A 16,095-nucleotide genomic window follows, 5' to 3' on the forward strand; every position below is an offset into this window, starting at 1 on the left:
CTCCTAAAATTCTCTGCCTACTAATGATGTTCCAATTCTTATGAAGGTAGCTCCTTCTTCAACTGCTATTTCATAATCATTCGACATACCCATCGAAAGCTCTTGGCATGGAGCATAGTCTAGGTTCAATGCTTGTACTTCTTGTTGGAGCTGTTTTAGCCCGCGAAAAGTATTTCGAATGACAGTTTCATCATCTGTTAACGGTGCCATCGTCATTAAACCGACGATATATATATGTTCAAAAGATTTTAGTTCTTGAATAAAGTCTAATACAGACGCTGCAGATATTCCATGCTTGGATTCTTCTTTTGATACATTTACTTGGATAAAACATGGAATACGTTCAGTTGACCTTTTATTGATTTCTCTCGCTAAAGAAATCCGATCAAGTGAATGGATATAAGACACCTTATCGATAATATTTTTAACTTTTCGTGATTGTAATGTTCCAATAAAATGCCAGGTTGGTCTATCCCCTAAGGAATTCCATTTTTCGATTAAGCCTTCATCCCGATTTTCACCGAGGTGAATAATGCCTGCATCAAAAGCCTCTTTTGCCCTTTCAGCAGTTACATATTTTGTTACGGCGATTATCTTTACTTCACTGGAATTGCGTCCAGTCCTTTTACAAGCCTGCTCGATATTTTGCCGAATAATTGTTAGATTTTCACTAACCTTCACTTCCATCATTTCCTTTCAAGCCAATGAAGCCCAACATTCTTCCTGTATTGCCGCGGTCACGCCGATGAGAATAAAATTCCATGTGATCGCAACTTGTACATAGATTTGTTATATAAATATTTTCAGATGAAATGCCTGATTTTTCAAGAATCATTTGGTTTAATTTTCTTAAATTTAATTGATATTGTCCAGAAGAAATTTCATTATAAGGTTTATTATCTCCTGAAGATAACCATGTATCAACTTCCTTTATTACTCGATTATCGACAACATAACATTTTTCACAAATAGACGGTCCAATTGCCACCATAATTTCTGATGGTTCAATCCCTTTTTTATTCCACTCCGCTATCATTTCCTTGGCAATTCCCTTTACGGTACCTTTCCATCCTGCATGTGCAATACCAATCATATCATGATTAGCAGCAAAAAAGTAAATTGGAACACAATCTGCGTAACATAAAGTTAAAAGGGTATCCGGTAATCTCGTATATAACCCATCTGTATCTTGCATGCTGCTTTCATAGTCTAATGAACCTTTTCCCTGTTGCTCGCTGTTTATTTCTGCAATACGAATTCCATGTGTTTGTTCACAGCCCACCCATTTACCGGTTGGAAAATGAAGTTTCGCTGCTAAATGCTGTCTATTCTTTCTTACAGTTTCTTGATTGTCCCCAACATGAAATCCACAATTTAAAGTACCATCAAAACCTTCGCTAAACCCCCCCAGTTTTGTTGTAAATCCAGCGATAATACTAGGGGAAATTTCTGTCCAATTTTTTATATAAAAGTATTCTTTTTCTCGTTTTATAAATGGTTCCAATATCCATTACACTCCATCCATTTATATTTAAGCTGACTGTATCTGTATAGTTTGTTGCTATTTCGTATTTTGTAAAAAACCTTATAAGTTTAATCTTCTGTGCATTCTTTCTTAAAAGGTTACCATTTCTATACTTGAATTAAAAAAATATAGTTTTATGATTTTAAAAGCAACAAAAAGAAAAAATCCTTAAATAAAAAAAGAAGGTACTGTTTTACCTTCACTTTCCAATAGTGTACCATAGATACGCTGAATGCGCTCGGGTGTTTTTAACTTTTTGGCTCTTGAAGTTGTTGCTGCCCCATATATTTTTGCTCTTTAAATCTTACGAGGATTACATCCTCACCAATTTTTACGATGTTATTCCAGGGAATGACCAATTCTTCTTCTTTATTAAAAAAGCTTAATAATTTTCCGGTCCCTCCAACTACAATACTTTCAATTTTTCCATTGTCTAAATTAATATCGATATCCGTGATATTCCCTAATTTGCGTCCGTCTGAAATGCTAACAACATCTTTTATTTGAAAATCAGATATACGAACCATCGTTATCCTCTCCTTAAAGGCAATTATCCAATTAATATATATATATGCCAAGGACAACAGAATATAATAAAAGTAGGGTATCCTGTGTACCAGAATACCCTACTTTTTCATTGTTTAGTGCAAGAAGCTTATCGGCTCGTCTTTCGGATAAGAGCATCAGATAAAATTACATTTCAAATTTTACTTCTGTGAAATTTGATGTGCTAATTACACTGGCTCGTGAACTACCGAGCAGATTTCCGTTCGCCCGCCTGCGACTACGAAAACCGTATACTAGAGCTGCGGCGCTACCGCTTTTCTTATTGAATATTTTTATTCATGGATTTAATTGCAGCTTTTTCTAAACGTGATACTTGTGCTTGAGATATCCCAATTTCCTCTGCCACTTCCATTTGTGTTTTACCTTGAAAAAACCTTTTTCGGATAATTAATTTCTCACGGTCGTTTAATCTTCTCATCCCTTCTTGTAATGCAATTTCTTCAATCCAATTACTGTCCCGATTTCTTTCATCACTTAATTGATCCATTACAAAAATAGGATCCCCGCCATCATTGTATATCGGTTCAAATAATGAAACTGGATCTTGAATCGCATCAAGGGCAAATACAATTTCCTCATGAGGAACTTCTAACACTTTTGCAATTTCCTCTGCAGTTGGTTCCTTTGATGTTTCACTGATTAGCCTCTCCCGTACCTGAAGAGCTTTATAGGCAATATCTCGGAGTGAACGCGAAACGCGGATTGGGTTATTATCCCGCAAATACCGGCGTATTTCCCCAATAATCATTGGAACTGCATAAGTAGAGAATCTAACATTTTGACTTAAATCAAAGTTATCAATGGATTTCATTAGTCCGATGCAGCCAACCTGAAATAGGTCGTCCACATATTCCCCGCGATTATTAAAACGTTGAATTACACTGAGGACAAGGCGTAAATTTCCATTAACGAGTTTTTCTCTAGCATACATATCGCCGGCATGCATTTGTTTAAGTAATTCTCTCATTTCCTCATTCTTCAAAACAGGAAGCTTAGATGTGTCAACACCGCATATTTCTACTTTATTTCGCTTCAAGTCATTTCCCTCCTTGCAGGAGCTGCTGTTCAAAAATAAGTATCTCCTTAGGTGGGAAATTTATGCACTGTATGAACCCTTACATCTTCCATATATTTGCTTAAAGTGGTTGATTTTTATAGTCTTTACTAGCAAAAAAATTTTTATCTTGATTATTTTAAAGCACAATATAGATCATCATTTTTTCCATCGTAGTGCTGTTCAAATAATGTACTCCAATTTAAACCATCTTATTAAATTCTTTACGAAGTCTCTTGATGATTCTTTTTTCAAGACGGGATATATACGATTGGGAAATACCGAGCATATCCGCTACATCCTTTTGCGTTTTTTCTTCACCGCCCTGTAGTCCGAAGCGAAGTTCCATAATTTGCTTTTCACGATCTGTCAGTTGATGAAGAGCATTAAATAAAAGATTCTTATCTACATTTGCTTCCAAATCTTTTGTAATGATATCTTCTTCCGTTCCTAAAACATCAGATAATAATAATTCATTGCCGTCCCAGTCAATGTTCAAAGGTTCATCAAAGGAAACTTCGGATCTGATTTTATTATTTCTCCTAAGATACATAAGAATTTCATTTTCAATGCATCTGGACGCATAAGTTGCTAACTTGATTTTTTTCTCCGGATTAAAAGTATTCACTGCTTTTATTAAGCCGATTGTACCAATACTAATTAAATCCTCAATGTTTATCCCTGTATTTTCAAATTTGCGTGCTATATAAACAACTAGTCTTAGATTACGCTCAATTAATAAGGATCGCGCAGCCTTATCTCCGCTTGGAAGCTTTTTAAGAAGAATTTCTTCTTCATCCTTTGTTAATGGCGGAGGGAGTGCTTCACTTCCTCCAATGTAATAAATTTCGTCCGCCTTTAAGCCTAGTTTGATTAATAATTTATACCACATATAGGACAATTTAATTTTTAGATTTTTCATTGGATGTCCTCCTTCTAAATTGAATGTTTCGAGAGTATAGTAATATTACAATTATTGAAATTTAAAAATTAGGAAGCGTGCTGAATTGGAATTCCCGTTAACATTTTAGGATGAACAATGCACTGGAAGATGTCATCACTAGATAACGTTTGGTTTGTAAAGGAAATAAGTGATTTTTGTACATTCCAGCTGCCTTTCTCATTTTGAATATGTAGAGAATCCGGTTTATAGGCAACAAGTAATTGATGGTTTTTCCCTACGGCTTTAGCAGGGATAAGTCGAATTTTATCGTACCACTCAGAATCTAATTGAATAGAGCCATCCATTAGCTTTTCATGATTTTCGGATAACTCAATAATCTCATTAGGCAACTTTTCAAGTAAGGTTTGGGTAGAAACGATCATAACCGGAGCTTTGGAAATCGGATCTTGCAATTGGTTACCACTATCGACAAGACCAGGCAATACAATATGTAAACCATTGATGTTTATTTCCACTTCAACGAGTTGATCAAATTGGATTTTGGTCATTTCAAAGGTAGTAATTCGTTGTTTTGCAAAATACCAGGCAATTGGCAATCCAAAAATAACAAACATCCAGCTTATCGGATCTCCGAATCCTCTTATACTGGCCAGCGAAAAAGCCTTATTCATTTCCAAATCAAAATTTAAAAAGTAATGAACTCCTATCAAAATACCGCCTGTTAAAAAAGTCATAAAGTAAAAGGTTAATAAGTTGGAAAAGAAAAATTTAAAGCGTTTAAAACCAAATACGGAATAAACCATTATGACAGAGAATCCAAGCTTTACGAGAGGTTTTCCTGCAAATTGAGCATATGGTGTAATGCTCATTATGATAAGGATGGAGCCAATCAATCCGCCAATAAATATCCTCCATATTGTTACATGACGTTTTAAAATAATGGCTGTCAGCCAAAGGAGCATGCTATCTACTAATAAATTCAGTAGCCATACTACATCCATGTAAACGACCAATAACATATCCCCCCTTTAATTTTCATATAGATGGTATTCCTATAAAATATTGCATTTCGTAACTGTTATAAATTCAAATTTAATTTAACGTCGATGCATCTTTTCTTAAAAATGGATACTTTTCTTTAGTAGATTGAGAAAATTTATGGCGCTTTCTTTTACAAAAGCAATAAAATTTAAGAAAAGAGCCTCATGTAAAACTATAATACCGACAGTATATCGTACATCCCTATTAAAAGTATGTCATTTCTTGTAAGTGAAAAAGAAGAACTTTTCGAAGTTTCATTCGAATTTTGTCAGTGATAAATTTTGCGGGAGAAGTAAGGAGAAGAATATAAAAAATAGGTTAAATCGCCTATTACAACAAAAAACCGGATGAATAGCTCATCCGGTTTCATTGTTGATCTAAGAATTATTTATCTGCGATTTCTATTTCTTAGGAATGTTGGGATATCAAGAGTATCTTCAACATGTTGGGTAGTATTGCGAACAGGCTCTTGCTGTATTTCTTCCCGTTTTGGCTCACGTTTTAAAGGTGGATTATTGGACGGCTTCACTTGGCCAAAACCTTGACGCTGTTGTTTAATTGGAGGAGCTTCCTCATTAAATCCAGTGGCAATGACCGTTACAACAATCTCGTCTTTTAAATCCTCATTGATAACAGAACCAAAAATCATGTTCACTTCTTGATCGGATGCTGAGGCTACAATATCTGCTGCCTCTTGAACTTCATACAGACTTAGGTTAACCCCTCCTGTAATGTTCATTAGTACCCCTTGTGCTCCATCAATCGATTTTTCAAGAAGCGGAGATGAAATTGCCTTTTTGGCCGCTTCAGCAGCTCTATTCTCTCCAGTCGCCACACCAATTCCCATTAATGCAGATCCTTTATTAGTCATAATGGTTTTTACGTCGGCAAAGTCAAGGTTAATAAGTCCAGGGGTAGCAATTAAATCTGAAATACCTTGAACCCCTTGACGTAATACATTATCAGCCTCACGGAATGCTTCAAGCATCGGTGTACTTTTATCCACAATTTCCAATAAACGATCATTTGGGATAACAATTAAGGTATCAACCGCTTCTTTCATTGCCGAGATACCGCCTGTAGCTTGTGTTGAACGTTTACGGCCTTCAAAAGAGAATGGACGAGTAACAACACCCACTGTTAATGCACCAAGATCCTTTGCAATCTGAGCTATTACCGGTGCTGCACCAGTACCTGTACCACCACCCATGCCGGCAGTGACGAAAACCATGTCTGCACCTCTTAATGCTTCTTCAATTTGCTCCTTGCTTTCTTCTGCTGCCTTCTTGCCTACCTCAGGATTTGCGCCAGCACCTAACCCTCTCGTAAGCTTTGCACCAATTTGCATTCTTAATTCTGCTTTTGACAGATTTAATGCTTGGGCATCTGTGTTTACTGCAATAAATTCTACACCTTGTACATCATTTTCAATCATTCGATTTACGGCGTTATTTCCACCGCCACCTACGCCAATGACTTTTATCGTTGCTAAAGAGTCTAAATTCGTATCGAACTCCAACATGACAATTCCTCCTAATTCGTCGATATTCCACCAAGACACAATTTCTACTTTGGATTCCCAAAATAAGAAAAAGGAATTGAGATGAAGCAAAAAATTCTTCACTCAGGCTTACTTACAAAATAATTACCGTTAAACAACTTATTACTCAAAAAAGTATCCAAAGAATTTCTTCATCTTTGCGGAAATTTTCTCTTCTGGTTGTTTTTCTATTTTTGGTTTTGACTGTGTTTTCTTCACAGGTCTTTTTTCGTGATGTTCCATTTGTACAGGTGAGGCACTAACATTTCGACCTTGTAATCTAGCATTTCGATATGCATATTTAATTAATCCAATTGCAGTAGTATATTGAGGTTCACGAACCCCAATATAATCAGGAATTGCAATGCGAACGCGATTTTGGAAGACTGATTGTGCCAGTTCTAATACACCTGGTATATTTGATGTTCCGCCGGTTAGTACAATTCCGCCAGGCAGATCATAAATATTCATTCGTTTTAACTCTTGTAATACAAACTCAAATATTTCTTCCAATCTTGCTTCGATAATATCAGAAATTTCCAATTGGTTAAATTGTTGATGCTGGTCACTGCCGATTATTGGAACACTGAATACTTCTTCTTCTGATGCATCACTGCGGAAAGCATGTCCATGCTTTACCTTGATTTTTTCAGCATCTTCTGTTGAAGTTCTTAATACGATCGATAAATCTTTCGTAATATGATCTCCGCCAATAGGTATGACACTTGTGCTCTTAATATTTCCATTTTCAAATACTGCGAGTGTTGTAGAACCTCCGCCAATATCAACCAAAATAGCTCCTAAATTTACTTCATCCTTTGACAAGCAAACAGCACCTGCTGCCAATGGTTGTAAAACTATTTCAGTAATATTCAAACCTGCTCGTTCCACGCATCTAAGAGTATTATGTAAACTTGTTTTGGAGCCTGTTACAATCGTACCCTCCATTTCCAACCTTACGCCTATCATACCACGAGGGTCATTTATTTCATCTAAACCATCTACGATAAATTGCTTTGGAATGACATTGATTATTTCCCTCTCCGGTGCAATAGAAATTACTTGTGCAGCATCCATTACTCTCGCTACATCTTCATCAGAAATTTCCCGATTTTCACTTGCAACGGCAACAACTCCATGACTAGGCTGCAGCATTACATGGTTGGCAGCAATACCGACAATAACATGGTCGATATTCATTCCTATCATTCTTTCTGCTTGTTCAACTGCCTTTTTAATCGAATGAACTGTTTCATCTATATCGACAATGGAGCCCTTACGAATTCCTTCAGACTTTACATTGCCTACACCGATGATATTTAATGAATCATTAACCATTTCGCCAATTATTACTTTAACGGTGGACGTACCGATGTCAAGACTTACATATATTTCATTGTTGTTCATACAATGGCACCTCCCTTTGCCTAAAAAGTAGTTCATTTTTCAAATCTAGCATATCCAATAAACTATTAATTATATTGTCTATTTTATCATCTATTAGTATATATACTATACAAATATTCGTCGTAAGTGAATATTTCCCTTTTAAATTGTTTAATTTTTTTTAGTTTTTTCACTTTTCGCTGACCATTTTGTTAAAATAATTCTTCTTATGACTGCAATATTTTGAAATAGGCGGACGCCAAATGCAAAAACTGCCGCCAAATATAAGTCTACACCAAGATGGACACCTAGAAAAGCTAAACTTGCTGCTAAAATTATATTAAAAAAGAAACCTGAAACGAATACCTTTGAATCATATGTATTCTGCAAAAATGCTCTAATACCGCCAAATAAAGTATCCAGTCCTGCTAAAATAGCAATAGAAAGATAGTTTGCATACTCGTCTGGTATTTGGATATTTGACAATAATCCTAAGGCAATCCCTATAATTAAACCAAGAACGGGCAGCCACATTATTACAACTCCTTTTCTTCTTTCAAATCTTCCTGTGCTCCGTACGCCAGACCAGCAGCGCTTTTGCTTTTCTTATTATTTTGCAGATTGCATATAACGTATAATAATTGGATCGTCGAAGGCTGAAACATGTATCACTTTCTTTGGCTTAGATATGCTCACTTTAAGATTATCGACAAAAAATTCATCAATTGTAGATGAAAACTGCATTTGATTAAATAATTTTTGAGCTGAATGAAAATCTTGGGTAATGATATTTAAAGTTACAGGAAATTTGTTTAAGGAATGACCATTTACCTTAGTAGTACCATTAATATCTCGTATCACTGTGGTATTGATTATTCGTTCATTATTGATAGAAATATTTTTTGCTCCATACATATTAAGCTCATTTAATAGTCTCTTCAGAAGATCCGGTGATACAGTATCGATTTCTTCCCCCATTAATTCGGCTTCTTTAACAGGAACAATAGTGATTTGCACTCCTGGACCCATCACGTTTGTTTCTCCTGCTTCCTCCTTTAATTCCTGCAAAGTTTCATTTAAGGCAGTCTCTTTGCTGTCTTTCATTTTTGTTTTGTATTTTTCAAGCCGCTCATCGTTTGATCTTATTTCAGTCAATAGTGTCGAGTGAAGTTTCTGCTCCTTCAATAATGCATCTCTTAGTTCCCATATATCACGAGTATCCCGTTCCTTTGGTTTTTTCACTGTTTCAAATTGAGTTGCCAGCATAAAACCAATAATAACCGTAATAATTGTGAAGCTCATTTTTACCTTTTGGTTCACAGCCTTTTCACCTATTCCTGTCTAAGATTCACTTAGAATCGGATTCATTATAATGTCATCCTTTTTTTCTAATGTAAACAAAATATTATCGTTTACTAGCTGGTCCCTGATCCCCCCGGTAATAGTTAAGGCAGATGTTAAGACATTGGGATCACCTATTGCGGATATTTTAAACGGAGCAGGAAATTGAATTCCATCAACTGTAATGACTGGACCATTGCAAATGATATAGGAATCATGCATTATTCTTTGACCGTTAATAGCAATAGCGGATGCTCCGGCAATATATAGCTCATTGATTACTTTAAAAACCTGATAATCATGAACTAAATAATTATTTACATTCCCGTTATTCGGGTCATATTCACCGTCTTGAAGGGTTACAATCACCCCTTTACCTTCTACCTTCACTTTTCCAAGGTACATTCTATATTTTTCAGCATCCGCGGCTATTTGAAAAAAGGATTCCTCCTCCTTCGATAACTCTTTTTCGATTGCGCGAACTTTATTTTGCTTTGTAAATAAATCTTTTTGTAATGCCCTATTTTGTTTTTGTTGTTGTATTAATTCATTACGCAGTTCATTCTCTCTAGCAAACTGGGGATCTGATATTTTAGAACTGATTGGTTCCTTTTTATTTGCCAGATTATAAGAGAAAGCAAGCATGAATCCTAAAACGAGCATAACAAGTGTGAGGATGATATTTTTACCCTTCACTGCCTTGTTTCTCATCATTCTGATCCCCTTTCGATTTAAAAGGTGTAAAATAGGAACCTACTTCGAGATCGATAATCCCTTTTACATTAGGAGTCAGTTGACTAATGATAGAAGGGTAGTGAACCATTTTATCAGCTAGTGTTCTCATGGTTGCGGATACTTCATAGCCATCATTCATATATAAAAGAATATGATATGAATCCGTTTTATTGGGATCGTAGTGAATTTCAGAAATGGAATTCGTAATTTCTGCAGGTAATTGCTGAAGTTGTTCAGCCATTAGCTTCAAATATTTTCCTTTATGGAAGTTCGTTAAGATTGGTCCATTAAATTCTTTTAAACTGTTATTGCTTAGAATGACACCATTTTCTAGAACAGGTGTAAAGCCTGTCCCATTTGCAAAGGAAGCAATTTGCTTATGCTCCTTAATTTCAATGTCTACCTTGTTGGGTAATACTTTTTTTATCCCAACTGATTTAATTTCAGGCAATTGCAATATTTTTTTTTCAATTTCTTGATTTTTCATGTTCCAAATATTTGTTTTTGACGTTAGACCACTTTTCTCGATAATTAACTTTTTGCTAACAGAAAAATTACCTTTAATACTAATTTTTCCAACATGGCTTAAGGGCGATTGGAAGTAGATGACACATATGATGAGTAAAAAGAAAACAGAAAGAAGAAAAATTAGCCTGCGATTGGTTTTCCTTTTTCTCTGTTCCTTTAATTTGGGAATACGGTCCTCCAAAGATACTACATTACCTTTTCCCATTACATTATCACCCCTCCCTATGAAAAAGTTTATCCGTATTGTAATGATCTATATTATATAAACCAAACAGTGCAAATAGTGTACTTTATTTTAGACTAGCCCATGTCTATCGACGTTCTAATTTTCAGGACTGCTTTCTTCAGTCTGTACGTCGATAGACAAGTGCCTTCTCTTTTGTAATTACCATTATTTTATAATAGTAAATTATTCGTGAAAAGAGAGGAAATTCGTCCAAGTTTTCTTTTTTCAATTGGTTTAATGTGTTTTTGCCAATTCTTTCATTACCTTAAATAATCTGTTGGACGCATCTGGGATACCTAGTTTTTTTGCAGCGTCTTTCATTTTGTTCCTATTATCTATATTGAGCAAAATCCCATCGATTTCTTGCAAAAGCTTGGGTCCCGATAATTCATTTTCCAATACAAGTGTAGCCGCGCATGTTTTAGTAAGTGCTCTTGCATTTTTTTCTTGGTGATTATTTGTTACATATGGACTTGGAATCAAAATACTTGGCAGTCCTAGTGCTGTTAACTCAGCCAATGTCGTTGCTCCCGCCCTTGACACAACTAAATCAACTGCTCGCAATACTTCCGGCATATCATGGATAAACGGAACAACTGATATATTGTCCGATCTGCCAATTAAGGAAACCTCCTTTTCTACCTCACTAAAATGGACGTCCCCGGTAACATATAAGACTTGATAGGATTTCTGTGAAAACTGTGCAAGATTTCTTATCACTGCCTCATTTATTGGCCTTGCCCCTCTGCTTCCTCCAAATATTAAAACAGTAGATTTGTTAGGTTGTAACCCATACTTTTTAAGAATGTCCGGCTTACTTTCTCCAATTACTTCAGAAGCACGTGGATTCCCTGTAAGCACAACCTTTTCTTTCGGAAAAAACTCTCCAGCATCTTCAAAACAAGTAGCGACTTTATTAACATATCTGCTTAAAAATTTATTTGTCAGGCCGGGCACACTGTTTTGTTCATGAATAATGGTTGGTACCTTTTGTTTTGCTGCAGCATAAACAACAGGACCGCAAACATATCCACCGGTTCCTATTACAACGTCGGGCTTAAAAGATTTTATCATCTTTTTACACTCACGGACTCCCTTGAGAAAACGTGTTATAGTTTTAAAATTTTCCAGTGATAATGATCGTTTAAAACCTGTTATATGTATAGACTTAAATGGAATATTCTCTCTTGTTACAATCGATGATTCCAATCCTTTTTCGGTTCCTATATATAAAAATTCTGTGTCAGGATGTTCTTTTTTTATTGTTCGAATCAGGGCCAAGGCAGGATATATATGACCTCCTGTTCCACCGCCGCTAATAATGATTTTCATTTTTTCACCTCATGTTGTATGACAATTTCCTTTATGACTGACTTTTGAGCAAGGGGTATAAAAAATACCGCTTAGCTTATAATACTATATTCTAAACCAGATAACATGAACAGTAAAAGAATATTTACAGGAATGATAAAGAACTGTATAAAAAGTAAAAAAAGAAATGAGATAGATCCTTTTTATCACCCACTTTCTTTATATCTATAACGCAAGATTTTGGAATTACAGTGAAGTAATTCTGTAGCCGATATTGAATTATCATTGGGACGATGCCGGAAGTCTGCTAAAGTGCTCGCGCAGTAGCAAGACAAAAAAAGAAACCCGTGGAATAAGGTTTCTAAATTCGTGAATATCTACTTATATTTAGTAACACACCAACTGCGAATAACATTAAAGTTAAGGAGGAACCTCCATAGCTTAAAAATGGAAGAGTAATCCCCGTAACAGGCATTAGTCCTGTTACTACACCAACATTTATCATAACTTGAATGGCAATCATGGAAATGATTCCTACAGCAAGGAAACTTCCATAAAGATCTGGAGCACCTAACGCAATACGAATACCTCTCCACAGCAGTAAAGCAAATAACAATAAAACTAATGTGCCGCCTATAAATCCAAGCTCTTCTGCTAATATCGCAAAGATAAAATCTGTCTGCGGCTCAGGCAAGTAAAAAAACTTTTGGCGGCTTTGTCCCAATCCTAATCCAAATAATCCTCCCGGCCCAATCGCATACAAGGATTGAATAATTTGAAATCCGGTTCCTAGAGGATCTTTCCAAGGGTCCATGAAGGATGTAATCCTATCCATTCGATATGGAGCCGATAAAATTAAAGCGACGAAACCTGCCACTCCCATTAAGCCTAATACTGCAAAATGAGCAATCCTTGCTCCTGAAATAAAAATCATAATGATACAAGTCCCTAACATTACCGTGCCTGTTCCAAGATCCGGCTGCAGCATAATCATTCCAAAAGCTAGGAATACAAGTGCAAGTGAGGGTACTAATCCTTTTTTTAAGGTTGTAATATATTTTTGATTTTCCGAAAGAAATTTTGCTAAAAAGGCAATCATCGCTAGTTTTATAAATTCAGAAGGTTGAATAGAAAATGCCCCTACTCCAATCCAGCTTCTAGATCCATTTCTTTCCATACCGACCCCAGGAATCAACACAAGAACTAATAAGGCAAAGCAAATGATTAGGAGAAGCTTCGCCCAAGTTCTCCAAGTCCAATAATCGACATTCATGATAAAAAGCATGCCGATAACCCCTACACCGGCAAATAATAGCTGCCTTTTTGCAAAATAAAAGGAATCGTCAAATTTATAATTTGCCCAAATCGCACTTGCACTATATACCATAATTAAGCCGATTGCTAACAATGACAATGTCACAATAATTAAGATAAAATCGGGATTTGATTTTTTTAACGGCAACTTCAACACCTCGAGCAGTGAAATATTAGAGCCTTTTTCATTAGGTTTTGGTAAAAATACCATTAACCGAGCTTCATTTTATACACTGAAGGTGCTGTTCATGTTGTAAGTACCTAAAAGCTCACCCTGATTGTACAAGCTCTTATACTAACTTATGCACGGCATCAATAAAAATATCACCTCGAATTTCAAAACTTTTATATTGATCCCAGCTTGCACAAGCTGGCGATAATAATATGACATCTCCAGGGCTGGATAATTCATATGCCACTGGCACCGCCTTTTCCACATTATCGACACGCTTAATAGATTCTATTCCAGCTGCACGTCCCGCCTCTTCTATTTTTTCAGCAGTTTGTCCAAAGGTAATAAGAGCTTTTACATTTTTTAAAGAGGGGACTAATTCAGCAAAGCCATTACCACGATCAAGCCCTCCAGCAAGCAGGATGATAGGCTGTTGAAAAGCCTTTAAAGCACTGGAAGCAGCTAATATATTCGTTGCCTTGGAATCGTTGTAAAATTTTCTGCCTTCAAGCTCCATAACAAACTGAGTACGATGCTTAACACCTTTAAATGTTGTTAATACTTTTCGAATAGCTTCATTACTTACTCCCATAAGTTTAACCGCAGCAACTGCAGATAAAATATTTTCCAAATTATGTTCACCCGGCAGGACAATATCGCTCGTAGAAATGATGGATTCACCAAGAAATACTACCTCTCCATCATATAGACTGCATCCATTTTCTATATATCTTGTTGTAGAGAACGGAATAATCTTTGCCTTCGAGAAGGATACTAAATCCTTTAACTCACTTTGATCGTCATTCACTATTAAGAAATCATTTTTTGTTTGATTTTTTGTAATATTGGCCTTTGCTTTTGCATACTCTTCCCTCGTACCATGATAATCCAAATGGGCTTCATAAATATTCGTAATAATCGCGATATGCGGCCTAAATTCTTGAATACCCATCAACTGAAAAGAAGATAGCTCTATTACCATTTGATTCATTTCCGTAGCCTTTTGGGCAACACTTGAAGCAACGGTACCAATATTCCCTGCAATAAGAGGATTTTTTCTTTCATCTGCTTTTAATATTTCATAAATTAACGTTGTTGTAGTCGTCTTTCCATTAGTACCTGTGATTGCAACGATTTCAGCTTCAGAAATTTTATAGGCTAATTCTACCTCAGTAATAACCGGAATCCCACGCTGAATCGCTCCGGACACTAAAGGATTGCTATACGGAATTCCCGGGTTTTTTACAATTAATTCAAAACCTTCGTCTAAAAGCTCTATAGGGTGACTTCCGCAAATAACCTTTATCCCATCTTGAAGCAGCCCCTGAGCATCAGGGTTTTTTTCAAGCGGCTCTTTGTCATTTACGGTCACAAAAGCACCTAAATGATGTAGTAATGATGCTGCACTGACACCGCTTTTTGCTAAGCCTAATACAAGTATTTTTTTATGCTGATAATCTTTAATATTTTTCAATTACAACCACACCTCAATATAAATGCCTAATATGGCACATAATAATCCTACAGCCCAAAAAGTTACCACAACTCGCCATTCCGACCAACCGACAAGCTCAAAATGATGGTGTAACGGACTCATTTTAAAAATACGTTTTCCTGTTGTTTTGAAAGAAATAACTTGCAATATAACTGACAAGGTTTCCATCACAAATACAAACCCAATAATAATAAGCAATAATTCCAGCTTAGTTAAAATAGCAACAGTTGCTAATGCTCCTCCTAATGCTAAAGAACCTGTATCCCCCATAAATACCTTGGCAGGATTTGCATTAAAGACAAGAAATCCAAGCAGTGCCCCTGCAACGGCAACAGAAAATACTGCAACATCATATTGTGATTGATGCCAAGCAAGTATTGCCATAGCACCAAATGCAATTGCGGCTGTACCGGAAACTAAACCATCTAATCCATCTGTTAAATTAACGGCATTGGAGAAACCTACCAGCCAGAAAATAATCATGATTAGATAAAACCATCCCAAATCGAGGGAGGTATGTACGAATGGAATCGAGATATCTGTCGATATGTGGGATCCTCGTAAAATAATATAAAATATAACAGAAATAATAATTTGACCTAAAAGCTTCTGTTTAGAAGTTAATCCTAGATTTCTCTTTAAAACTACTTTAATGAAATCGTCTAAAAAGCCTAAAACACCAAATCCAATTGTCACTAATAATAGTAAATATGTTTTCACGGAAGGCTCCAATAACTTCCCGGTCATAACTAAGGTTGTAACCACTATCGAAATGAGGAAAACAATCCCTCCCATCGTCGGAGTACCTTTTTTCTTTTGATGGGATTTTGGTCCTTCCTCACGAATACTTTGCCCAAATTTCAGCCTTCTTAAAAACGGAATAAAAATCGGGGAAAGTAATGCAGTAATAAGGAATCCCATTAATATTGTAAAGAAAATAACCTGTGACAACATTT

At 35.9% G+C, this 16,095-nt stretch carries 16 protein-coding genes; all 16 read right to left on the minus strand.

Features of this window, described 5'->3' with window-relative positions; genetic code table 11:
* Positions 1 to 3: 3 nt before the first annotated feature.
* The 16 genes from NSQ59_RS17045 to mraY all read right to left on the minus strand — a co-directional run bounded on the left by NSQ59_RS17045 (position 4) and on the right by mraY (position 16,093).
* Positions 4 to 681, minus strand: coding sequence for a YggS family pyridoxal phosphate-dependent enzyme (locus NSQ59_RS17045; protein WP_083489455.1), 678 nt, complete (start codon positions 679 to 681; stop codon positions 4 to 6).
* Complete coding sequence (gene pgeF, locus NSQ59_RS17050) at positions 671 to 1,504, minus strand: peptidoglycan editing factor PgeF (protein WP_055740489.1); 834 nt, start codon at positions 1,502 to 1,504, stop codon at positions 671 to 673. The genes NSQ59_RS17045 and pgeF overlap by 11 nt, the downstream gene beginning before the upstream one ends.
* Before the next feature lie 269 nt (positions 1,505 to 1,773).
* Positions 1,774 to 2,052 (minus strand): YlmC/YmxH family sporulation protein, encoded by a 279-nt coding sequence (locus tag NSQ59_RS17055; RefSeq protein ID WP_055740490.1) that lies wholly within the window; start codon positions 2,050 to 2,052, stop codon positions 1,774 to 1,776.
* A 299-nt stretch (positions 2,053 to 2,351) separates the two neighbouring features.
* Complete coding sequence (gene sigG, locus NSQ59_RS17060; RefSeq protein WP_055740491.1) at positions 2,352 to 3,128, minus strand: RNA polymerase sporulation sigma factor SigG; 777 nt, start codon at positions 3,126 to 3,128, stop codon at positions 2,352 to 2,354.
* Positions 3,129 to 3,348: 220 nt separating this feature from the next.
* Positions 3,349 to 4,068, minus strand: a complete 720-nt coding sequence (sigE, locus tag NSQ59_RS17065; RefSeq protein ID WP_055740492.1) for an RNA polymerase sporulation sigma factor SigE — start codon at positions 4,066 to 4,068, stop codon at positions 3,349 to 3,351.
* A gap of 68 nt (positions 4,069 to 4,136) precedes the next feature.
* Entirely contained in the window at positions 4,137 to 5,069 is a 933-nt protein-coding gene (spoIIGA, locus tag NSQ59_RS17070) for a sigma-E processing peptidase SpoIIGA (RefSeq protein WP_321198412.1), read from the minus strand.
* A 410-nt stretch (positions 5,070 to 5,479) separates the two neighbouring features.
* Positions 5,480 to 6,613, minus strand: coding sequence for a cell division protein FtsZ (ftsZ, locus tag NSQ59_RS17075; RefSeq protein ID WP_055740494.1), 1,134 nt, complete (start codon positions 6,611 to 6,613; stop codon positions 5,480 to 5,482).
* Between the two features lie 141 nt (positions 6,614 to 6,754).
* Complete coding sequence (gene ftsA, locus NSQ59_RS17080; protein WP_055740495.1) at positions 6,755 to 8,038, minus strand: cell division protein FtsA; 1,284 nt, start codon at positions 8,036 to 8,038, stop codon at positions 6,755 to 6,757.
* A 150-nt stretch (positions 8,039 to 8,188) separates the two neighbouring features.
* Positions 8,189 to 8,551 carry a small basic family protein gene (locus tag NSQ59_RS17085; protein ID WP_055740496.1) on the minus strand — a complete coding sequence of 121 codons (363 nt, stop codon included), beginning with the start codon at positions 8,549 to 8,551 and terminating at the stop codon, positions 8,189 to 8,191.
* A gap of 75 nt (positions 8,552 to 8,626) precedes the next feature.
* The gene (locus NSQ59_RS17090) at positions 8,627 to 9,337 is read right to left on the minus strand and encodes a DUF881 domain-containing protein (RefSeq protein WP_340832348.1); all 711 of its coding nucleotides are present in this window, start codon (positions 9,335 to 9,337) and stop codon (positions 8,627 to 8,629) included.
* A gap of 21 nt (positions 9,338 to 9,358) precedes the next feature.
* A complete protein-coding gene (locus tag NSQ59_RS17095; protein ID WP_055740498.1) occupies positions 9,359 to 10,072 on the minus strand; it encodes a DUF881 domain-containing protein in 714 nt (237 codons plus the stop codon).
* Positions 10,044 to 10,826: a cell division protein FtsQ/DivIB gene (locus NSQ59_RS17100; protein ID WP_055740499.1), complete on the minus strand. Its 783-nt coding sequence runs from the start codon at positions 10,824 to 10,826 to the stop codon at positions 10,044 to 10,046. Before NSQ59_RS17100 ends, NSQ59_RS17095 begins: the two co-directional genes overlap by 29 nt.
* 255 nt (positions 10,827 to 11,081) lie before the next feature.
* Complete coding sequence (murG, locus tag NSQ59_RS17105) at positions 11,082 to 12,179, minus strand: undecaprenyldiphospho-muramoylpentapeptide beta-N-acetylglucosaminyltransferase (protein ID WP_055740500.1); 1,098 nt, start codon at positions 12,177 to 12,179, stop codon at positions 11,082 to 11,084.
* A 340-nt stretch (positions 12,180 to 12,519) separates the two neighbouring features.
* Positions 12,520 to 13,620, minus strand: a complete 1,101-nt coding sequence (gene spoVE, locus NSQ59_RS17110; RefSeq protein WP_055741257.1) for a stage V sporulation protein E — start codon at positions 13,618 to 13,620, stop codon at positions 12,520 to 12,522.
* Positions 13,621 to 13,762: 142 nt separating this feature from the next.
* Entirely contained in the window at positions 13,763 to 15,118 is a 1,356-nt protein-coding gene (gene murD, locus NSQ59_RS17115; RefSeq protein ID WP_055740501.1) for a UDP-N-acetylmuramoyl-L-alanine--D-glutamate ligase, read from the minus strand.
* The gene (mraY, locus tag NSQ59_RS17120) at positions 15,119 to 16,093 is read right to left on the minus strand and encodes a phospho-N-acetylmuramoyl-pentapeptide-transferase (RefSeq protein ID WP_055740502.1); all 975 of its coding nucleotides are present in this window, start codon (positions 16,091 to 16,093) and stop codon (positions 15,119 to 15,121) included. It lies immediately after the preceding gene.
* Positions 16,094 to 16,095 lie beyond the last annotated feature (2 nt).

The organism is Margalitia sp. FSL K6-0131 (assembly GCF_038008735.1).
Lineage (GTDB): Bacteria > Bacillota > Bacilli > Bacillales > Bacillaceae_C > Margalitia > Margalitia shackletonii.